The sequence below is a fragment of the Rhodococcus sp. MEB041 genome (genome assembly GCF_030208955.1).
In the GTDB taxonomy this organism is placed as follows: domain Bacteria; phylum Actinomycetota; class Actinomycetes; order Mycobacteriales; family Mycobacteriaceae; genus Rhodococcoides.
On the sequence record NZ_JARVSZ010000001.1, the window covers coordinates 55,956 to 76,059 of the forward strand.

20 protein-coding genes are annotated in these 20,104 nt (G+C 68.1%); 13 read left to right on the plus strand and 7 right to left on the minus strand.

Annotated features, from left to right (window positions below):
- The first annotated feature begins 2 nt into the window (after positions 1-2).
- The gene (locus QRN16_RS00330) at positions 3-1,040 is read left to right on the plus strand and encodes an NAD-dependent epimerase/dehydratase family protein (RefSeq protein WP_027506283.1); all 1,038 of its coding nucleotides are present in this window, start codon (positions 3-5) and stop codon (positions 1,038-1,040) included.
- A 4-nt stretch (positions 1,041-1,044) separates the two neighbouring features.
- On the opposite strand, the gene QRN16_RS00335 is transcribed toward QRN16_RS00330, so the two are convergent.
- Positions 1,045-1,608, minus strand: a complete 564-nt coding sequence (locus tag QRN16_RS00335; protein WP_027506284.1) for a dTDP-4-dehydrorhamnose 3,5-epimerase family protein — start codon at positions 1,606-1,608, stop codon at positions 1,045-1,047.
- Positions 1,609-1,661: 53 nt separating this feature from the next.
- Between QRN16_RS00335 and QRN16_RS00340 the strand changes: the two genes are divergently transcribed.
- From QRN16_RS00340 to QRN16_RS00355, 4 genes are read left to right on the plus strand one after another with little or no spacing between them, the layout of a single operon-like run.
- The gene (locus tag QRN16_RS00340; protein ID WP_285184294.1) at positions 1,662-2,792 is read left to right on the plus strand and encodes a class I SAM-dependent methyltransferase; all 1,131 of its coding nucleotides are present in this window, start codon (positions 1,662-1,664) and stop codon (positions 2,790-2,792) included.
- Entirely contained in the window at positions 2,789-3,622 is an 834-nt protein-coding gene (locus QRN16_RS00345) for a glycosyltransferase family 2 protein (protein ID WP_056441485.1), read from the plus strand. Before QRN16_RS00340 ends, QRN16_RS00345 begins: the two co-directional genes overlap by 4 nt.
- Entirely contained in the window at positions 3,622-4,878 is a 1,257-nt protein-coding gene (locus QRN16_RS00350; protein WP_056441488.1) for a lipopolysaccharide biosynthesis protein, read from the plus strand. Before QRN16_RS00345 ends, QRN16_RS00350 begins: the two co-directional genes overlap by 1 nt.
- The gene (locus tag QRN16_RS00355; RefSeq protein ID WP_285184295.1) at positions 4,875-6,215 is read left to right on the plus strand and encodes a glutamate-1-semialdehyde 2,1-aminomutase; all 1,341 of its coding nucleotides are present in this window, start codon (positions 4,875-4,877) and stop codon (positions 6,213-6,215) included. The genes QRN16_RS00350 and QRN16_RS00355 overlap by 4 nt, the downstream gene beginning before the upstream one ends.
- On the opposite strand, the gene QRN16_RS00360 is transcribed toward QRN16_RS00355, so the two are convergent.
- Both QRN16_RS00360 and htpG read right to left on the minus strand, forming a co-directional pair.
- Complete coding sequence (locus QRN16_RS00360; RefSeq protein ID WP_285184296.1) at positions 6,190-7,530, minus strand: flavin monoamine oxidase family protein; 1,341 nt, start codon at positions 7,528-7,530, stop codon at positions 6,190-6,192. The genes QRN16_RS00355 and QRN16_RS00360 overlap by 26 nt on opposite strands.
- A gap of 34 nt (positions 7,531-7,564) precedes the next feature.
- Positions 7,565-9,478 (minus strand): molecular chaperone HtpG, encoded by a 1,914-nt coding sequence (htpG, locus tag QRN16_RS00365; RefSeq protein ID WP_285184297.1) that lies wholly within the window; start codon positions 9,476-9,478, stop codon positions 7,565-7,567.
- Between the two features lie 146 nt (positions 9,479-9,624).
- Here htpG and QRN16_RS00370 point away from each other — a divergent pair, with 146 nt between their 5' ends.
- Both QRN16_RS00370 and QRN16_RS00375 read left to right on the plus strand, forming a co-directional pair.
- Complete coding sequence (locus QRN16_RS00370) at positions 9,625-9,852, plus strand: hypothetical protein (protein ID WP_285184298.1); 228 nt, start codon at positions 9,625-9,627, stop codon at positions 9,850-9,852.
- 185 nt (positions 9,853-10,037) lie between these two features.
- The gene (locus tag QRN16_RS00375; RefSeq protein ID WP_222632012.1) at positions 10,038-10,721 is read left to right on the plus strand and encodes a hypothetical protein; all 684 of its coding nucleotides are present in this window, start codon (positions 10,038-10,040) and stop codon (positions 10,719-10,721) included.
- A 6-nt stretch (positions 10,722-10,727) separates the two neighbouring features.
- On the opposite strand, the gene QRN16_RS00380 is transcribed toward QRN16_RS00375, so the two are convergent.
- Entirely contained in the window at positions 10,728-11,330 is a 603-nt protein-coding gene (locus QRN16_RS00380; RefSeq protein WP_285184299.1) for a hypothetical protein, read from the minus strand.
- Positions 11,331-11,408: 78 nt separating this feature from the next.
- Between QRN16_RS00380 and QRN16_RS00385 the strand changes: the two genes are divergently transcribed.
- Positions 11,409-12,848 carry a glucose-6-phosphate dehydrogenase gene (locus tag QRN16_RS00385; protein WP_056441505.1) on the plus strand — a complete coding sequence of 480 codons (1,440 nt, stop codon included), beginning with the start codon at positions 11,409-11,411 and terminating at the stop codon, positions 12,846-12,848.
- A gap of 15 nt (positions 12,849-12,863) precedes the next feature.
- Here QRN16_RS00385 and QRN16_RS00390 read toward each other — a convergent pair whose 3' ends face one another.
- Positions 12,864-13,094, minus strand: a complete 231-nt coding sequence (locus QRN16_RS00390; RefSeq protein WP_037186123.1) for a PspC domain-containing protein — start codon at positions 13,092-13,094, stop codon at positions 12,864-12,866.
- 171 nt (positions 13,095-13,265) lie between these two features.
- Here QRN16_RS00390 and ppk2 point away from each other — a divergent pair, with 171 nt between their 5' ends.
- Positions 13,266-14,132: a polyphosphate kinase 2 gene (ppk2, locus tag QRN16_RS00395; RefSeq protein ID WP_027506294.1), complete on the plus strand. Its 867-nt coding sequence runs from the start codon at positions 13,266-13,268 to the stop codon at positions 14,130-14,132.
- A 1-nt stretch (position 14,133) separates the two neighbouring features.
- On the opposite strand, the gene QRN16_RS00400 is transcribed toward ppk2, so the two are convergent.
- Positions 14,134-16,197 carry a prolyl oligopeptidase family serine peptidase gene (locus QRN16_RS00400; protein ID WP_285184300.1) on the minus strand — a complete coding sequence of 688 codons (2,064 nt, stop codon included), beginning with the start codon at positions 16,195-16,197 and terminating at the stop codon, positions 14,134-14,136.
- Between the two features lie 161 nt (positions 16,198-16,358).
- On the opposite strand from QRN16_RS00400, the gene QRN16_RS00405 reads away from it, so the two are divergent.
- The 3 genes from QRN16_RS00405 to QRN16_RS00415 are packed head-to-tail and all read left to right on the plus strand — an operon-like array spanning position 16,359 to position 18,632.
- Complete coding sequence (locus QRN16_RS00405) at positions 16,359-17,048, plus strand: glycosyltransferase family protein (RefSeq protein WP_222638045.1); 690 nt, start codon at positions 16,359-16,361, stop codon at positions 17,046-17,048.
- A gap of 10 nt (positions 17,049-17,058) precedes the next feature.
- Positions 17,059-17,676, plus strand: a complete 618-nt coding sequence (locus QRN16_RS00410; RefSeq protein WP_285184301.1) for a TMEM175 family protein — start codon at positions 17,059-17,061, stop codon at positions 17,674-17,676.
- Positions 17,673-18,632, plus strand: coding sequence for a dipeptidase (locus QRN16_RS00415; RefSeq protein ID WP_027506297.1), 960 nt, complete (start codon positions 17,673-17,675; stop codon positions 18,630-18,632). The genes QRN16_RS00410 and QRN16_RS00415 overlap by 4 nt, the downstream gene beginning before the upstream one ends.
- A 21-nt stretch (positions 18,633-18,653) precedes the next feature.
- On the opposite strand, the gene QRN16_RS00420 is transcribed toward QRN16_RS00415, so the two are convergent.
- Positions 18,654-19,076, minus strand: coding sequence for a nitroreductase/quinone reductase family protein (locus QRN16_RS00420; RefSeq protein WP_027506298.1), 423 nt, complete (start codon positions 19,074-19,076; stop codon positions 18,654-18,656).
- Positions 19,077-19,255: 179 nt separating this feature from the next.
- Between QRN16_RS00420 and QRN16_RS00425 the strand changes: the two genes are divergently transcribed.
- The gene (locus QRN16_RS00425; protein ID WP_285184302.1) at positions 19,256-20,104 is read left to right on the plus strand and encodes an aldo/keto reductase; all 849 of its coding nucleotides are present in this window, start codon (positions 19,256-19,258) and stop codon (positions 20,102-20,104) included.

Genomic DNA, 20,104 nt, shown 5'->3' on the forward strand with positions numbered 1-20,104 from the left:
GCATGCGTGTACTCGTCACCGGACACCAGGGATACCTCGGTACCGTCATGGTTCCGCTCCTGCAGGAGCGTGGTCACACCGTGGTGGGGCTCGACAGCGGCCTGTTCGCGGACTGCGTTCTCGGTGACGCACCCGCGGATCCGGTCACCCTGGCCACGGATCTGCGCGACGTCGTAGCCGCCGATCTCACGGGTGTCGACGCGGTGGTGCACCTCGCCGCACTGTCGAACGATCCGCTCGGCACGCTGGCGCCGGAGATCACGCACGACATCAATCACCATGCCTCCGTGCGTCTCGCACGTGCCGCGAAGGATGCGGGGGTGGGCCGGTTCCTGTACGCGTCCACCTGTTCGGTCTACGGCGCCGCCGGTCAGGACGCGGTCACGGAGGACGCGGTGCTGAGGCCCCTCACCCCCTACGCCGTGAGCAAGGTGCGCGTCGAGGACGACGTCGCGGCCATGGCGGACGACAGCTTCGCGCCGGTGTTCCTCCGCAACGCGACGGCCTTCGGCTACTCACCGCGGCTGCGGGCGGACATCGTGGTCAACGATCTCACGGCGTCGGCGTTCCTCACCGGACGCATCGTCGTCAAGTCCGACGGCACGCCGTGGCGACCCCTCGTGCACGCGCGAGACATCGCGTACGCCTTCGCGGCCGCGCTCGAGGCGCCGGTCGACCGAATTCGGAACCGGGCGTTGAACATCGGCACCGAGGCGAACAACGTGACGGTGCGCGACATCGCCGAGACGGTCGCCGACGTGACGGGTGCCGAGGTGGTGGTCACCGGAGAATACGGCGCCGACCCGCGGTCTTACCGCGTCGACTTCTCCGCGGCGCGAGAGGTGTTGCCCGCCTTCGTCCCCGAGTGGAGTGTCCGAGCCGGCGCTGAAGAGCTGGTCGCCGCATACGCCCGCCACGGTCTCACCGCGGACGCACTGGCGCAGCGCTTCACGCGTCTGGCCCGCGTCACCGAGCTCCAGCGGACCGGCGCGATCGACGAGAACCTCCGCAGGACGCGGGTGGGTGTCGGCAGTGCGTGAGAGATCACCCGCCGGCGACGAGGTCGCGCCAGGACCGCGCTGCCGCGTCCCGGTCGCTCACGATGCTCGGCGTCCCGCGCCAGCGGATCGCCAGATCCGCGTCGTCCCAGCGGACGCCCACGTCCTCGGAGGGTTCGTGCGGACGGTCGATCCGGTAGCACACGTCTGCGGTCTCGCCCAGGGTGAGGAAGCCGTGCAGGAAGCCGGGGGGCACGAACAGGTGCGCGCACTCCACGTCGTCGAGCACGACGTCGAACCACTGACCGAAGGTGGGCGACTCCGTTCTGGTGTCCACCAGGACGTCCTGGACGGCGCCGCGGGCGCACCGCACCAACTTGGCCTCGCCTCGGCCTCCTCGCCCGTGCAGGCCACGCAGAACGCCGCCGGCGGAACGGGACTGGGAGTCCTGACGGAAATCAGCGGCTCTCGTGGACAGGGTCGTGTGCTCGGCGATCGCCGCGTCGAAGATCTCGGTGTCGAAGGTCCTCGTGAAGAAACCCCGATCGTCGCGATGCGGGGTGGGCAGGAAGAGCAGGACGTCTCGCAGAGGTGTGGTCTCGACGCGCATGAGTCCAGTGTCGCCGACGGGTGCTCCCCGCGTACGACGAGCCGGAGAATCTCATGAGTTCGTGCAGAGCCTGCGCCTCGGCGACGGTGTCCACGGTGCTCGATCTCGGTCTCGTGCCGGCCGCGGACAGTTTCCCGACGGCCGAGTCCTCTCCCGAGGGCGACGAGATGCATGCTCTCGCGATGGGCCTGTGCACGACGTGCGGCCTGGCACAGCTCCTGGACGACGACACCCGCGCGAATGAGCCGCGTGGAGTGGAGCCGGAGGCGTTGACGCGAGCCGCTTCTCGGGCGATGGACGAGATCGTGCGACGCGGGTGGCTCCCCGACGGCGCCGTGGTCCGCGAGTACGGAAGCCCCCACGGTGGGTCCTGGATCCCCGACGTGAGATCCCGTGGCGTCGCGGATGCCGGTCCGGCCGTGGCGGGTTCGCGCTCCGCCGACCTCGTCGTCGACGGTTTCGGGCTGATGCACGAGCCGGACCAGGCGGCCGCTCTGCGTGAACGTCGGGCGCTGCTCGGCGACGGCGGCGTACTGGTGCTGCAGGTCCACTCCTTCATGACCATCGTGCGGGATCGCCAGTGGACGGCGCTCCGCCACGGACACTTCGCCTACTGGTCGTCGACCGCGCTCGAGACCGCTCTGTGGGCAGCGGGTCTGATGCCCACCGGGTGTTGGGAGTCGGACCTCTACGGCGGGACTCTCCTGGTCTCGGCGATGCGCGACGACTCGGTGCGCCTCCCGGTGTGGGAGGACGACCTCGTGACGGCACGGCGCGTGCGGGAAGCCGAGGCTGCCGCCGCCGTCACCGATCCCACCGTCGTGTCGTCCCTCGGAGCAGCCGCCGTCGCCGAGGTCGAGGCGGTGCGGGCGAGACTCGGCGCGTCGTCTCGCGCGGGTGTGACGCTCGCCGCGTACGGAGCGGCGTCGCGCGCGGTCGCTCTGTTCGCGATGGCGGGGGTGACCACGGAGACGGTCGGCGCGGTCGTCGATGCGTCCCCGGCGAAATGGGGCCGCCGCATGCCGGGTACGGACGTTCCCATCGTCGGCCCGGAATGGCTGTACACCCATCGTCCCGACCGTGTGGTGGTGACCGTCCCGGATCTCCTCCCGGAAGTCGCTGCGGCACATCCGGAGATGTCGTTCGTCGATCTCGACTCGGCCACGGAAGGACTCCGCTCATGACCGCTCCGCTCTCGGTGTGCATCCCGGCCTACGAGGCCGCGCGCACCCTGGAGACCACACTGGCCTCCGTCCTGGACCAGGACGAGGACATGGAGGTCCTGGTGCTCGACAACGCGAGCACCGACGCGACCGGCGACATCGCCCGCTCCTTCCGCGACGAGCGCGTCCGGATCGTGCGGAACGACCGGGTGCTCGCCATCGGGGACAACTGGAACGCGGCCGTGCGGGCCTCGACGGGCCGGCTCGTCAAGGTGGTGTGCGCCGACGACGTGCTCCGTCCCGGTGCGCTGGCGGGACAGCAGGCCGTACTGGACGATCCCGGGATCGCGGTGGTCTCGTCCAAGTTCGAGGTGATCGACGAGCAGGGGTCGGTGAAGGAGACCGGGCTCGGCCTCCCCGGCCTGCTCGGTCGACGCCCGGGCAAGGACCTCGCGGGCATCATCGTGCGCCGCGGTCCCGCCGAGTTCGGGCCGACCGCGGCCACCACCTTCCGCAGGGATCTGTTCGACCGGGTCGGCGGTTTCCGCGGCGACCTGGTGTTCCCGATGGACGTCGATCTGTTCGCTCGCATGGGCGCTCACGGGGACTTCCACGGCGTCTCCACCATCGACGCAGCGTGGCGCGACTCGACCTTCAACCTGTGCAGCCGGACGTCGAGCTACAGCAAGCTCAGCGAGTCGGTCCGGCTGCATCACCGTCTCGCACGCGAACTCCCGGCTCTGGTCTCCACCGGCGACGTCCTCGCCGGAGACGGACGCATTCTCGGCGCCGTGCTCACCCGGTTACGTGCGCGAGCCGGCGACGTGGCCGACCGCCTCCTGCGGCGCTGATGCTGCGGCTCGCCCGAGACGTCCTGCTCGTGGGCTTCGGCACCTACGGTCAGTTCCTCGTCACGCTCGTCACCCTGCCGCTGACAGCCCGGCTGCTCGGAACCGAAGGAGTCGGGCTCGTCGCGGTGGGGATGTCGGCGTACTTCCTCGGCTCGGTTCTCGTCGATCTCGGTGCCACGCAGTACTTCGCTGCGCGCGTCGACGACCCCGACATCACGCAGGTGCGTGGCGCGTACGCGGTGGTGCGGTGCGGCCTCTTCGCCGTGCTCGCCGTCGCGGCGCTGGTCGGGTGGGCCGCCGGTGTGGACGGGGCCGCCCGGATGATCCTGCTCGGGGCGGTCGCCGGGGGTGTCTGGTCACTGTCGGAGGACTGGCTGCTGATCGGTCGTGGCCGCTTCGGTGCCTCCACCGCGTACCAGGCCGCCGGACGTGTGGCATACCTGGTGGCGCTGGTCGTTCTGCTGCCGCAGTTCCCGTCGCCCGAGGTCGCGCTGGCCTGTCTGGGCGGTTCGTCCATCGTCACCGTGATCGCCACCGGCGTGGACGCCGACCGGCACTTCGGACGCCTCGTTCCCTCGTGGCGAGTCGGTGACACTCTGAGAACGGCGGCACCGGTGCTCGCGTCGCGGCTCCTGCTGACCGGCTACGGACAGGGCGGCGCGGCGGCGTACTCCACGGTGCTCGACGCGGTCTCCCTGGGCCTGTTCTCGGCCGCGGACCGGCTGGTCCGAGCGGGACAGTCGGTTCTCGATCCGATCGGGTTCGCGCTGCTCCCGCGGATGACCCGAATTCGGGACGGCCAGGCCTTCCGGGCGCGGACGATGCAGGGTGCGGCGGGGTGTCTCGCACTCGCGGTCGTCGCCGCGGCAGGGCTGACGCTCGTGGCCCCCCTGGTGATCCGCATCGTCTACGGCACCGAGTTCGCCGAGGCGACCGACCTGTTGCGCATCCTCGCCTGGATCCTCCCAGCCACCACGCTCACGTCCTACGTCACCACCGCCGTGCTGCCGGCGCAGGGTCGGACGTCCACGGTCCTCGGCGGCGCCGTCCTCGGCGTCATCCTCGCGGCGTCGGCTCTGCTGATCACCTCGGTCACCGGATCGGTCGTGACCATGGTCGTCGGGGTGCTCGTCTCCGAGTGGGCGGTGGCGCTGTGGTTCGTCGCCACGACCGCGCGGACCGTCCTGCGGCGCGAGGCGGACCACCCTGACGTCACCCGTCCCTCCCATGACGACCGCCGAGAGGCCACGCGATGACACACGAGAGATCCTCGGAACTCCAGGAACGTCTGCACCGCCTCGTCCCCGGTGGAAGCCACACGTACGCACGGGGTTCGGATCAGTACCCGGAGCACCTCACCCCGATCCTCACGCACGGGGTCGGCGCCCGTGTGTGGGACGTCGACGACAACGAGTACGTCGAGTACGGGAGTGGTCTGCGCTCGGTCACACTGGGACACGGGTACCGTCCCGTGGTCGACGCCGTGGCGGACGCGGTCGCCAGGGGAACCAACTTCTCGAGGCCGACCGAGCTCGAAGTGCTCGCGGCGGAGGACTTCCTGAGGACCGTTCCCACCGCGGAGATGGTGAAGTTCGCGAAGAACGGCTCCGATGCGACCACCGCGGCCGTCCGCCTGTCGCGTGCGGTCACCGGCCGTACCGAGATCGCGGTCTGTGCGCAGCCGTTCTTCTCGGTCGACGACTGGTTCATCGGGACGACGGAGATGAACGCGGGAATCCCGCACGGCGCGGTGCATCGGTTTCCGTTCGACGACACCCCTGCGCTGGAACGGATCCTGGCCGATCACGACATCGCGTGCGTCGTCATGGAGGCAGCCGGTGCGCTGGCCGAACCGTCACCGGGGTATCTCGAGGCCGTCCGCGCAGCCTGTGATCGACACGGGACCGTTCTCGTGTTCGACGAGATGATCACCGGGTTCCGATGGTCGTCCGCGGGTGCGCAGGGTGTGTACGGCGTGACTCCCGATCTGTCGTGTTGGGGCAAGGCCATGGGCAACGGACTCCCGCTGTCCGCGCTCGCCGGCCGCCGCGATCTGATGGAACTCGGCGGTCTGCGCACGGACTCCGACCGAGTCTTCCTGCTGTCGACGACGCACGGACCGGAGACGACGGGGCTCGCCGCGTTTCGTGCCGTCGTCCGGGCGTACGAGACGGAGGACCCCGTGGGCGCCATGGAGCGCGCCGGCGCCCGGTTGCGTGACGCCGTGACCGAGGTGGCGTTCGATGCCGGTGTCGGGGAGCACCTTCGGGTCCTCGGACGCCCCAGCTGCCTGGTGTTCGCCACCGCGGATGCCGACGGGGTTCCCTCGCAGGCCTACCGGACTCTCTTCCTGCAGGAGATGCTGTCCCGCGGTGTCCTCGGTCAGTCGTTCGTCGTGTCCGCGGCGCACACGGACTCGGACATCGACCACACGGTCGATGCTGTGCGGGAGGCGGTCCTCGTCTACCGGAAGGCCCTCGAGGCGGGCACCACCGAGGGGCTTCTCCGAGGCCGACCGGTGGCACCGGCTCTGCGTCGGCTCGCGGCACCGCGGAGACTGCCCGATCTCAGACGGTCCCACCTCGAGACGTAGTCAGGATCTCACGTGCCGCTCGCCGACCGGAACGCACGGCCCCGTCGAGGTAGCCGGGCCAGCGATCGGCCAGATCCGTTCCTGCCCAGTGCACGCGGTCCGTGGTCAGGTCCTGATGGTGGAAGACGCCTCCGTACGGCGGGATCGCGGTGGGCGCCCCACCCAGCCAGGGTTGCGCCGACCAGGTGATGTCGTCGACACGACGAGGTGACCGCGCCCGAGGGCCGAACAGCCGCACCAGCTCGGCGACGACGATGTCACGGCGATCTGTGCGGGAGAACAGGTCTGCCGCGGCTCGACCGCCACTGAAGGCGACCAGGATGCCGGGCGAGTCCCGTCCGGCGTTGCCGTCGACGATCATCTGGACCGGGCCGTCGACGTCGAGTGCCGTTCCGGTGAGTCCGTTCTCGCGCCACCACGGACTGTCGTACACGACGATGGTCTTCGCGTACTCGCCCATGCGGGAGGTGCGCATCCGGTCCCCGAGTCCGGCGGGGAGCGCGCCGTCGATGTCGGCGGCGCGGGGGAGGGGAACCGCGAGAACCACCGAGGATGCGCGGACTGTGCCGTCCGCGGTGACCACGTCGACTCCGGAGGTGTCCGGCCGGATCGCGATGACGGGTCGAGACGTCTCCGGCGGGGCGGAGAGGTGCTGTGCCACAGCTGAGATCAGCGATGCGGTGCCGTCCACGAAGTAGCGTTCCTGCGCTCCGTCACGCACCTCGGCGATCGCCCGCAGGCTGCCGGCCGCGCGCAGGTACTCGAGTGCGGCTCGGGCGGGGACCTCGTCCGGGTCGGCGCCGAAGATCAGCCGGAAGAAACACGTGAGGATGTCGCGGCCGTAGGCGGAGGGAAACATCCGACGCGCGAGAACGTCGGACATCTCGTGATCTCCGGGCCGCCAGGTCGACAGCAGCGGCACCGCGCGGTCGACGGTGCGGACCGCCAGGTCGAGGCGCGCGATACCCGAACGGACGGGGAGCCACTCGCGAACGGGGATGCGCGGCACCTGACCGTGATAGCGGTGGACGCGGCCGGCCGCCGCGAACACTTCGTCCGCACCGCGTCGCCGTCGCGGTTCGGGAGCCGTGTCGACACCGAACTCGGCGGCGAGTGCGCGCACCGCGGTCTGGTCTCCACCGATCCAGTGGGCGCCGTGATCGACGTGGTGACCTTCGGTGTCGACGGTGAGAACCTTGCCGCCGATCCGATCGGCGGCCTCGAGGACGATGACCGAGCGCCCCGCCCTGGTCAGGTCGAGTGCTGCCACCAACCCGCTGAGCCCCGCCCCGATCACGACCACGTCCCCCGACATATGCCCACCCTACGGGTGGGCATATGTCCTCAGGTCACATCGTGCGTGTCAGCCTCTCCGCCAACAACTTCGCGAACGACGCCGGGTCGTCCAGCTCGCCACCCTCGGCGAGCAGGGCTGTGCCGTAGAGCAGCTTCGCGGTCTCGGCGAGGGCCATGTCGTCCTTGTGCTCGGCATGGGCCGTCTCGAGAGCCGTGACCAGAGCATGATCCGGATTGAGTTCCAGGATGCGCTTGGTCTTCGGCACGGGCTGACCGGACGCGCGGTACATCTTCTCGAGCTGGGGGCTCAGTGAGAAGTCGTCACCGACGATGCACGCGGGCGAGGTGGTCAGGCGTGAGGACAGGCGGACCTCCTTGACGTCGTCGGACAGCGTCTCGGCCATCCAGGTGGTGAGGTCGGCGAACCGCGCCTTCTGCGCGTCCTTCTCCTCGGATTCGGCCTCGTCGTCGCCCAGGTCCACGGCGCCCTTGGCGATGGAGCGGAACGGCTTCCCGTCGAACTCGGGGACGGACCCGGTCCACATCTCGTCGACGGCGTCGGTGAGGATCAGCACCTCGAGCCCCTTGGCAGTGAATGCCTCCATGTGCGGGGAGTTCTCCACCTGCTGACGCGACTCGCCGGTCATGTAGTAGATCGCGTCCTGGCCGTCCTTCATGCGAGAGACATACTCCGCCAACGTGGTCGGCTTCTCGTCGCTCTGCGTCGTCGCGAAGGACGACAGCCCGAGGATGGTCTCCTGGTTGTCGTGGTCGGACAGCAGCCCTTCCTTGAGGGCACGGCCGAACTCACCCCAGAACGTGCTGTACTTCTCCGGCTCGTTCGCCTGCAGATCCTTGACGGTGCTCAGCACCTTCTTGGTCAGACGGCGGCGGATCGCGCGGATCTGGCGGTCCTGCTGCAGGATTTCACGAGAGACGTTGAGCGACAGATCGGCTGCGTCGACGACACCCTTGACGAAGCGCAGGTACTCGGGCACGAGTTCCTCGCAGTCGTCCATGATGAAGACGCGCTTGACGTACAGCTGGATACCGATCTTCGACTCCCGCATGAAGAGGTCGAACGGTGCGCGCGACGGAATGAACAGCAGCGCTTGGTATTCGAAGGTGCCCTCGGCCTTCATGGGGATGACCTCGAGCGGCTCGTCCCATGCATGGCTGACGTGGCGGTAGAACTCGGTGTACTCCTCGTCCGAGACCTCGTCCTTCGAGCGCGTCCACAGCGCCTTCATCGAGTTGACCGTCTCGTCCTCGAGCACCGTCGTGGCGTCGTCGCCCTCGCCGGTGGTCTTCTCGACCTGCATGCGGATGGGCCACGCGATGAAGTCCGAGTACCGCTTCACCAGTTCGCGGATCTTGTGCTCGGACGTGTAGTCGTAGAGGTGATCCTCGTCGTCGGCCGGCTTCAGGTGCAGGGTCACGGCGCTACCCTGAGGCGCGTCGGACACCTCCTCGATGGTGTACGTGCCCTCACCGCTGGACTCCCAGCGCGTCGCGGTGTCCTCACCCGCGCGCCGGGTCACGAGGGTGACCTTGTCGGCCACCATGAACGTGGAGTAGAAGCCGATGCCGAACTGGCCGATGAGCTCCTCGGACGCGGCCGCGTCCTTCGCTTCCTTCAGCTTCGCGCGGACCTCGGCGGTGCCCGACTTCGCGAGCGTGCCGATGAGATCGACGACCTCGTCGCGCGACATGCCGATGCCGTTGTCCCGCACGGTGAGGGTGCGGTTCTCCTTGTCGATCTCCAGGTCGATGTGGAGATCGGAGGTGTCGGCGCCGAGATCCTTGTTCTGGAACGACTCGAGTCGCAGCTTGTCCAGCGCGTCCGACGAGTTGGACACCAACTCGCGGAGGAACGAGTCCTTGTTGGAGTAGACCGAGTGGATCATCAGATCCAACAGCTGCCGGGTCTCGGCCTGGAACTGCATTTCTTCGACGTGCGCGGTCACGTGACTCCCCTGATCGAAACAAGTGCCTGGTGGACCCTCGTATTTTACGGCAACCGTGCCTGCGTTCCCGCACGCCTCTTCCTCCGTAACAATCCGCACGGTACGGTTTTCGAAGGCCGGGGCTCTCCCATCGGAAGGTGTGTGTCATGGTGCGAATCGGACTACGGCGAGTGGTCGGTGGAGTACTCGCCGCCGGAGCCGTCACGGCGGGATCGGTGCTGGCAGGGGCGGGAACCGCCTCCGCGGAGCCGACCTACATCGGGCCGCTGTACTACGAGGTGGTGCCGGGGATCTTCCCCACGTGTCCGGACGTCGCTGCTGCGGAGCGCGCCAAGGGCACCACGATCCTGGTCGACTGCGTCCGCTGGTTCTGACCTCAGAGTGGTCCGTTCACTCCGTACCAACTCATTGCCGGCATCGCACCCCTCGACGGCAGTTAGCCGGCTCGTGTCCTGATCGTGACGTGAGTACAGGTAACGACGCCACGAAAGAGACCGATGGGTATGTCAGAGGGGCGGCGATCGGCCGGCTCCGGACAGGAGTCGACATGTCGTTCTCGATGAGCACACGGGCTGCCGTCGCGGCCACCCTGGTCGCCGGCGCCGCGGTGCTGGGGGCATGTTCGGCTCCGGACCAGGTGACGTCGGCGACGGCGGTTCCGGCGCCCGCTGACACCTCGGTCGTGACGCCGACGGGGACATCGGTCGTGGCGCCGATCGAGCCGCCCACCGGTGCAGCGTCGGATCAGCCGGGCGCAGAGGAACAGCCGGTCGAGCAGTCGCCGTCGGCAGAGTCGGCAGACCCGGCGGACGCACTCCCGCGTCCGGGGTCACAGGAGGTGTCGGTGGATCCCGAGCTCTTCCGCGACAGTGGCGGGGCGGGTGAGGGGTACTACTTCCGGACGCCGTCGGGGAATGTGTCGTGTGGGCTCTTCCCGAACGGAACCTCGGTCGGATTCCTGGGATGCCAGGCCGTGTCCAGTGTCGCTCCCGACGAGGGCGAGGTCTGCTCGAACGGTGCCACCAGCAAGTACGCCGTCCGTGTGGAGAGCGCCGGGCCGATCCACTACTGCACGAATCAGGGCTATTTCACCGGCTCTGAGAACATCCGCACACTGCAGTACGGCGAGGTGATCAACACGGGGCAGAGCTTCTGCGTCTCTCGGGAGGACGGAGTCGCGTGCGCCCGCGTCGGCTCGAACGCGTTCTTCCTCTCCCGTGACGAGAACACCACCCTGCGGTGACATCGGTCAGCGGTGGTCGATCGTCGTGCGTATCCGCGTCGTCGACGGGGCCGCGGGTGTGGACCCGAATCCGAACCGCACCGGCGGCTCCACCGGCGACAGGTGTCCCAGATCGTCGCCCTTCCACGATGCCGTCGCGCCGACGATGCTGCGCTGCCCTCGCGCTCCGTAGTATTCGCGCCGCCCACCGCCGGCGGTGCCCCTGGTCCGCACGCCGCGCATCACGACCCGCGCGATCGGGTCGCTCACCGTACAGAACCAGGGTGCGGTGACCACCGACGTCGGTGCGAGGGTGAGCAGTCGACCCAGCAGGGTCGGGCCGCCGATCTGGAACGACACCTCGAGATCACCCGCGGAGACGCCGACTCGGTCACCTCGGCGGTGATACGAGACGTCGGTGATGGTCGTCGTGTCGAAGTGGTAGGTCGCGGTGACGAACTCGCGGACCGCGTCGGACGGTGCCAGCAGAAGGCGCTCGCCGTCCGCGAACTCGACCATGACATCGGTGAAGTCGCCCAGCGGCGACGACGTCCAGTGGCCGACGACGATCCTGGTTCCGCTGGAGGTCCCGAAACCGGCGATGTCGCCGTCGAAGATCGATCGTGTCACCGGCTCGACAGTAGCGTCGACGCGGCACTGTGAGGCGATCGAGGTTCGGGGGAGCCCCCGACTGGGCATCATGGAGGCATGGCTGACACTGCGACATCCGAATCCGGCGGGGCTCCGACCATCTTCGTGCTCTTCGGGGCGACGGGAGACCTTGCCAAGCGCATGGTGCTGCCGGCGTTCTACGAACTTGCGCAGGAAGGACTGCTGCCCGAGCAGTGGGCGTTGGTGGGCAACGGTCGAGGTGAGAAGACCGACGACGAGTTCCGCGAGCACATCCGCGCGGCGCTCGAGGAGTTCGGTCCCGGGGAGGGTGTCGACAGCATCGACGAGAAGGTGTGGTCGTCGTTCGCGGACCGTGTTCGCTTCGCGGGCAACGGATTCACCGCCGACGATCCGGGTGACCTGCCGTCGGTCATCGGAGACGTGAAGGACGAGCTGGGCGGCGACGTGCAGCTCGTGCACTACATCGCGCTGCCGCCCTCGACCTTCATCGACTACACCGAGGCGCTCGGCGCACACGATCTCGCCGAGGGCGCGCGGGTGGTCTACGAGAAGCCGTTCGGCACGTCGCAGGAGAACTTCGAGAAGCTCGACGAGGCGGTCCATGCCATCGTCGACGAGAAGCAGGTCTATCGGATCGACCACTTCCTCGGCAAGGAGAACACCCAGAACCTGCACATCCTGCGCTTCGCGAACGGGATGATCGAGGGGATCTGGAACCGGGAACACGTGGAGCAGGTGCAGATCGACGTGCCGGAGACGCTGGACATCGACGACCGTGCCGAGTTCTACGACGCCACGGGTGCCGTGCTCGACATGTTGGTGACGCACCTGTTCCAGGTCGCGGCGGAGGTGGCCATGGAGCCCCCACTCAGCCTCGGTGCGGACGACCTGCAGACTGCCCGCGAGTCGGTCATCGCGGCGTTCCGCCCGCTCGACACGTCCGAGGTGGTCCTCGGTCAGTACCGCGGCTACCAGGACGTCGAGGGGATCGCGGACGATTCGTCGACCGACACGTTCGTCGCCGCACGCATGTGGGTCGACACCGACCGGTGGCGCGACGTTCCCTTCGTCCTGCGCACCGGCAAGATGCTGGGAACCAGCACGCAGCGGGTGTCGCTGGTGTTCCGTCGCCCCGAGGGACCGGTGAAGCACCTGCCGGCCGACGGCGCCGTGCTGACGTTCGACCTGTCGGGCGACGGCCGAGTGGACATCGCCATGACGGTCAAGGAGCCCGGCCCCGGCGAGGACCTCGGGATCGGTCGGATGTCGCTCGACCTGTCGACGGTGTCGGACGCCGAGCCGCTGTCGCCCTATTCACGACTCATTCTCGACGTACTCGACGGTGACCGGTCGTTGTTCACCCGTCCCGACGGACTGGCTCACGTGTGGGAGGTCGCCGCACCGTTGTTGACCTCTCCGCCGGCCGTGCTCCCGTACGAGCCCGGCTCGATGGGACCCGAGGCAGCGAACGACTTGGCCTCTCCCTGTGGTTGGTTGGTGACCGGAGGCAAGTGACCGAACTCGCGATGGTCATGCTCGGGGAACGAGCATGACCATCGCGAGGTAGAGCAGGGCGACGGTGCCGAACGAGACGAGGGCGCCGACCACGGTGAGGGCGCGCACCAGGCTGGGATCCCATCCGGTGTACGCGGCGACACCGCCGCAGACCCCGGCGATCCAGGCGTCGTCTCGGCTTCGCGTCAGCTGCGTGGTGTGGTTCGGGTTCGGGTGGACGGTGGAGTTGCTCTCGTGGAATGTCATGTCTCCATCCTGAGTTCCGCCCGCGCGCTGCACCATCGGTGACCACCCCGAGACGTACCCTGAAACTCCGCCTGTCACGGCATCTGCTGTTCACCCCGTGATCACCGTCCCGTCTCCGGCGGCTCGTAGGTTCCTGGCGTGACCGCTCTCGATGACTTCGCCCTGTCCCGGATCGTGGACCTCTCGGACACCTCGTCGTTCAGCGTGCGGGACGACGACGACGACGACCCCGTGTTGCTGACCGGTGACGGAGTCCCGGTGGACACCTGGCGCCAGGCGTACCCGTACGACGAACGGATGCCGCGCGCGGAATACGAAGGTACGAAACGTCTTCTGCAGATCGAGTTGCTGAAGCTGCAGATGTGGATCAAGGAGACCGGTGGCCGCCACGTCATCGTCTTCGAAGGTCGCGACGCCGCCGGCAAGGGCGGCACGATCAAGCGCTTCATGGAGCATCTCAACCCTCGCGGCGCGCGGGTGGTGGCACTCGAGAAGCCGTCGCCACGCGAGTCGACGGAGTGGTACTTCCAGAGGTACGTCACCCACCTACCGGCTGCCGGAGAGCTGGTCCTGTTCGACCGCTCCTGGTACAACCGGGCCGGCGTGGAACGTGTGATGGGATTCTGCAGCGACGAGCAGTATCACCGATTCCTCCACCAGGCACCGTTGTTCGAGCAGATGCTCGTCGACGACGGAGTGCAGCTGACCAAGTTCTGGTTCTCGGTGTCCCAGCTCGAACAGCGGACGCGCTTCGCCATCCGCCAGGTCGATCCGGTACGGCAGTGGAAGCTCTCGCCCATGGACCTCGCCTCCCTGGACAAGTGGGACGCGTACACGAGGGCCAAGGAGGACATGATCCGGTTCACCCACACCGATCACGCCCCCTGGACGACGGTGAAGAGCAACGACAAGAAACGCGCCCGACTCGAGGCGATGCGCTTCGTGCTGAACAGCTTCGACTACTCGAACAAGGACCACGAGGTGGTGGGGCGCCCGGATCCGTCCATCGTCGGACTTGCGGAACCGGACACCGACTGACCTAGCGGGTACCGCCCCCGAGCGTCCGCCACAGGAACGTGTACGCCAGCGCGGACTTGAATGCGGCCTGCGCGTTGTCGGCCGCACCGCCATGGCCGCCCTCGATGTTCTCGTAGTAGGAGACGTCGTACCCGTACTCCTCGAGGAGGGCGTCCATCTTGCGCGCGTGCCCGGGGTGCACACGGTCGTCCCTCGTCGACGTCGTGATGAGGATCGGCGGATACACACCGATCGAGTTCCCCGGCGGTGAGACGTTCTGGTACGGGCTGTACTCGGAGATGAAGGCCCACTCGTCGGGATCGTCGGGATCTCCGTACTCGGCCATCCACGACGCCCCGGCCAGCAGGCGGTGATACCGCTTCATGTCCAGGAGCGGCACCTGACACACGATGGCGCCGAACGACTCCGGGTACTTGGTGAGCATGATGCCCATGAGCAGGCCGCCGTTGCTGCCGCCCTGCGCGCCCAACTGGTCCGGGGTGGTGATGCCGCGCTCCACCAGATCGCTCGCGACCGCCGCGAAGTCCTCGTGCACCTTGTGTCGACCGGACTTCAGCACCTCGGTGTGCCACGACGGCCCGTACTCGCCGCCGCCGCGGATGTTCGCCACCACGTAGGTACCGCCCCGAGCCAGCCAGGCCGCGCCGACCACGCCGCTGTACGAGGGGGTGAGTGAGACCTCGAAACCGCCGTATCCGTAGAGGAGGGTGGGGCCTGCGGCCGTCGGACGGTCCTGCGTTCCGGGGTTCCGTACGACGAAGTAGGGCACGCGTGTGCCGTCGAGTGAGGTGGCGAAGTACTGCTCGACCGCGAGGCCCGTGGTGTCGAAGAACGCGGGAGCGGACTTCAGGACCTCGGGTTCGGTCCCGACGGTGCCCACCAGAAGAGTGGACGGAGTGAGGTGGCCGCTCGCGTCGAGGAAGTATTCGTCACCGCCGAACTCGGGGTCGGTGCCGATGACGGTGACGTCGACGGCGTCCGGGAGCCCCTGCAGGCGTTCGGAGGTGACCGTGTCGCCCAGCGTCACCACGTGCACGCTGGAGCGGACGTCCTCGAGCAGCACCATCAGCAGATGGTTCTCGGTCCACGCGTACTGGTGCAGCGACGTGCGGGCGTCGGGAGCGAAGACGACGACCAGATCCCTTGCACCGGAGAGGAACTCGTCGATCTTCGCGGCCACCAGCGACCCTGCTGCGTACTCGGTGCCGTCGACGGTCCATGCGGTCGTCAGGCGAACGGTCAACCAGTTCTCGTGCAGGGACACCGAGGCATCGGTGGGCACGTCGAGGACCGTGGTCGATCCGTCGTCGTGAAGAATGGAGGTGACGGCATTGAAGAAGTCGGTGGCGCGCTGGACCAGGCTGCGCTCGAAGCCGGGCGTCGCATCGTGCGAGGCGGACACCGCGACGTCGGTCTGCTCACCCTCGTACACGACGGGAGCCTCCGCGAGAGGAGTTCCACGGAGCCACCGGTGTGCGCGCCGGGGGTACCCGGAATCGGTGAGCGACCCGGGTCCGAGATCCGTGCCGACGAAGACCGTGTCCGCGTCGATCCAGTCGATGTCCGTCTTGGCCTCGGGGACGACGAAGCCACCCTCGTCGGGTGCGACGAAGGAGCGGTACGTGAGCGAGTACTCGCGGATCACCGATGCGTCCGCGCCGCCGCGCGACAGGGAGATCAGCGCGCGGTCGAACGACGGACGGAGCACCTGCGCGCTCTTCCACACCCAGTTCTCGCCCTCGGCCTCGGCGAGAGCATCGAGATCGATGATGACGTCCCAGGCGGGACTGTCCTTCCGGTACTCCTCCATGGTGGTGCGCCGCCACAGCCCGCGGGGGTGCGACGCGTCCTTCCAGAAGTTGTAGAGGTGGTCGCCGCGCCTGCGCGCGTACGGGATGCGCGCGTCGGTGTCGAGAATGCTCCGGATGTCGGTCTCGAGCGTCCGGAACTCGTCGTTCGCGGTGAACTCGTCGACCGTGCGCTCGTTACGGGCACGCACCCACTCGAGGGCGGCGTCGCCGGTCACGTCTTCGAGCCACTCGTACTTGTCGGTCACACGCACCATTCTGCCCGTGGGGCGACACCGCCGCCGCGTGCGGAAACAGCGCGTGGAGGAATCGTAGTGGCATCAAAACAAGATCGCGGTATGTTTATAGGGTAGTATCACGCCACAAAGGACGGAAAGAGTCCGTATTCGGTCGGGGAGACCATCACAGGGAGTGGATGATGACCGTGTCGATCCAGAGCGACGGCGTCGGAGCCGTGACGAACCACGATGTGGCGGGCCACGGTGTGACGGGTTCCAGGAGCCGTGTCCACGGCACCTCGGCTCGGGGAACCGACTACGCCGGCGTGCACGTCGTGTACCTCGGTCACCGATCGGCGGTGGTCACGGCAGCGATGCGCCTGATCCTGCCCGGCGCCGAGGTGACCTTCGTCGAGGCGGATCGTCTGCACGAGCTGTCCGTCGACGGTGAGGCGATGGTCCTGATGGACGGGTCGCACGACCCGGCCGACGTCCCCGCTCTCCTCGAGGCCGCGGCGCGCCGCAGTGTCGGCATGGTGGTGGGATCGCGCAGCACGACGGGTGGTCGAGACGGATCGTCCGCGCTGCGTCGCGTGGGCACGAGAGTGGCGAACGCGCTGATCCGGCACACCGCAGACCTGCCGCTGCGCGACGTCACCTCCAGCTTCCGCGTGTACACGGGCGACGCCTGGCGATCCATCGGCGGCGCTGCGGCGCTGCGCGGTGGTCTCCTCCCGTCCCTCGTCACCTCCGCCCACGCCGTGCACCATCAGCGCTGGATCATCGCCGAGGTGCCGGTGAGCACGCGGCCGCTGTCGGGCACTGCGCGACCGAACGTCGGATCGCTCGTGCGCACGGTCGTCGTTCTCGCGAGGCGCCGCCGGGCCTAGAGTCGTCCGGGTGACCGAACCCGACACCGAGGTGCGCTCTCAGCAGGGGCTGGACCGCATCGTGTTCTTCTCCGACGCGGTGGTGGCGATCGCCATCACGCTCGTCGTGCTCCCCCTCGTGGACAGTGCCCGCGACACCCCGGAGGGTGCGGGAGCGTTCCTGCGGGAGAACGGCTACGCACTCGTGGCCGCGGGCATCAGTTTCGCGGTCATCGCGGGGTTCTGGCGCGATCATCACGCGCTCTTCACTCGTGTCACGGGGTACGACGAGGTCGTCGTGCGGCTCAACCTCCTGTGGCTCGCCGGCATCGTGCTGATGCCCGTGGCGACCGTGCTGGAGGTCGCGGCTCCCCACGGGGACCCGTTGTCGGTGGGGCTGTACCTCGGGGTCATCGCCGTGACCATGATCGTGTCCCGTCTCCTCGCAGCACGCGTGCGCGCTGCGGGCTTCCTGCGTGGAGATCTGCGTCCCGGCGCGCGCGGCGCGGCGGTGCCCTGGGTTCCGGTCGTTCTGTTCCTGGTGGTCTCCGCGGTGGCGCTGCTCGTCCCGTCGGTGGGCCTCTACGCACTGCTCGCGATGCTGTTCGCCCCGTTGCTCTCTCGCGCGCTGGCCGGGGGTGCGCGGTGACAGCGCTGTGGGAGCAGCACACCTGCCTGCCGCTGTACGCGGACACCGACATCACCGAACTGGCGCGGTACGAGGCGGGGAGTTACCTCTCCGTCAACGTCGGCTACTCGCCCCACACGAAGGCGTCGGCGACGGAGTTGGCCACGACGTGGAGTGCGCGGGCACTCGCGGACGGTCGCTTCCTTCCGGCCCGGAGCGTGGCCGACATCGACGAGGCCCGACGACGGGGACTGCGTGCCCTCGCCTTCGACCTCGAAGACTCCGCTCCTCTGGACGGCGACCTCGACAACGTGCGCTACTTCGTCGAACTGGGCGTGCGCTCGATGCTGCCCACCTACAACCATGCGAACGCCGCGGGATGCGGATGCCTCGACGCCGTCGACACGGGTCTCACCGCCCACGGACGCGACCTGATCCGGGCGATGAACGAGGCGGGCATGGCAGCGGACGGGTCGCACTGTTCCCGGCGGACGGGGCTCGACATCGCCGCGACGACGTCCCGGCCGATGATCTACAGTCATTCCAATTTCGCTGCGCTGTGGGAACATCCGCGGAACATCACCGACGAGCAGGCGCGTGCGTGCGCCGACACCGGCGGCGTGGTCGGCATCAACGGGGTGGGCATCTTCCTCGGCGTCAACGAACCCGAACGTCGCGCGGATCGGGTGCGCGCCATGGCCGACCACGTCGAGTACGGAGTCGACCTTGTCGGGATCGATCACATCGGTGTCGGCAGCGACTACTCCTTCGACCACGAGGACTTCAACACCGAGTTGGCGCTCCACCCCGAGGCGTTCTCCGAGGAGTACACGAGATACGGGGCACTGCAGTGGGTTCCGCCCGAGGACACCCACACGCTCCCGGCCGTGCTCGCCGAGCGCGGCTGGGACGAGAGTGCGGTGGCGGCTGTGTTCGGCGGCAACTTCCGCCGCGTGGCCGACGCCGTGTGGACCTGACGCCGGCTGGACCCGACCCTGTCAGGCGGGCGTCAGGCGGAAGATCGGGAACTGTCGCCCCTCCGCCGTCGTCGTGTACTCGAGGAAGCCGGGGGACGCCGAGGTGAACTTCGCCCAGTGAGTCTCCCATTCGTCGTCGGGCACCTCGGTGACGTCGACGGCGATGGTGCGTACGGTCGCGTCGTCGCCGGGGACCTCCATGTCGATGCGTGGGTGAGCCCGGAGGTTGTGCACCCATGCGGGATCCTTCACCGCCCCCGCCGCGGAGCCCACCACCAACCAGGTGCCGTTCTCGGAGATCGCGAAGAGCGGGTTCAGCCGCACCTCGCCGCTACGTGCACCGATCGAGTGCAGCACCACGAGGTTGTCGCCGAACCCGGCTGTCGCCACGTGTCCACCGTTGTCGCGGAACTCCGCGATGACCATCGAGTTGAAGTCGCTCATGGTGGTCATTCTGGTGTCCTCGTCGTCGCGACGACCATCGATCCGGAATAACGATTCGACACACCCGTTGCACCAGAGGAGCGGGGCGCCCGCGGGTGGCTTCACCGCCCCCGTCGCGGGGTACTCCGCGCACACGAGCACGAACTCGGATCACGAACAACGAACAGGAGTTCACGCACATGAGCCACGTTCCTTCCCTCTCCCTCAACGACGGCCGGTCCATCCCCCAGCTGGGTTTCGGCGTCTTCCAGATCGAGCCGGAGAAGACCGCCGATGCCGTCCGCACCGCGATCGAGGTGGGCTACCGCCACCTGGACACCGCGCAGATGTACGGCAACGAGAAGGAGACCGGCCAGGGAGTGAAGGACTCGGGCGTCTCCCGTGACGACGTCTGGATCACCAGCAAGCTGAACAACGGCTTCCACCGCCCCGACGACGCCCGTCGCTCGTTCGACGAGACACTCGAGAAGTTGGGCACCGACTACATCGACCTGTTCCTCATCCACTGGCCGCTGCCGACGCAGTACGACGGTGACTACGTCTCCACCTGGAAGGTGCTCGAGGAGTTCACGAAGGACGGACGGGCGCGCAGCATCGGTGTCTCGAACTTCCAGGTGCCGCACCTCCAGAAGTTGGCGCAGGAGACGGAGACCGTCCCGTCGGTCAACCAGATCGAGGTCCACCCGTACTTCTCGAACTACCAGGTGCGCGCGTACGGCGCGGAGCACGGCATCGCCACCGAGGCGTGGTCACCCATCGCGCAGGGCAAGGTTCTCGGTGACCCCGAGCTCGAGCGCATCGCGAAGGACGTCGGCAAGACCACCGCGCAGGTCACCCTCCGCTGGCACATCCAGCGCGGCGACATCATCTTCCCGAAGTCGGTCACGCGGGAGCGCGTCGAGGCGAACTTCGACATCTTCGACTTCGAACTCGACGACCGTCAGATCGCCGACATATCGGCGCTGGACAAGGGCGAGGACGGCCGCACCGGCCCGAACCCCGACACGTTCGACATGATCCCCGACTGA